Annotated in this window: 1 protein-coding gene; it reads right to left on the reverse strand. The window is 55.5% G+C overall.

What is annotated here, in order from left to right; genetic code table 11:
• Window positions 1-37: 37 nt before the first annotated feature.
• Window positions 38-227, reverse strand: a 190-nt coding sequence (locus tag QN347_RS20425) for a hypothetical protein (protein WP_323494492.1), incomplete at its 5' end; no start/stop codon positions are given.

The following is a 227-nucleotide window of genomic DNA, read 5'->3' on the forward strand; positions in this document are numbered from 1 at the left end:
GTCTTTATCAAACTTCGATGGACGGCCGTTGGAGAATTTACCGGCCGGTTTGCCGCCGGCTTTTTCCATCACACGACGAAGGAAAGCCTTGCGCCACACCGCCACTCGACGGTTCGCCGGTGGCAGTGATTTTGATCTGCTTACCAGCGACCCACACGCCTTTGAGTTGCGTGAGCAATTCATCCGGCATACCAACCGGCAAGTCGAGCGTGCTGTAGGTATCAAAG

Origin of the sequence: Sphingomonas sp. 10B4, from assembly GCF_035019905.1 — a bacterium.
Lineage (GTDB): Bacteria > Pseudomonadota > Alphaproteobacteria > Sphingomonadales > Sphingomonadaceae > Sphingomonas > Sphingomonas glacialis.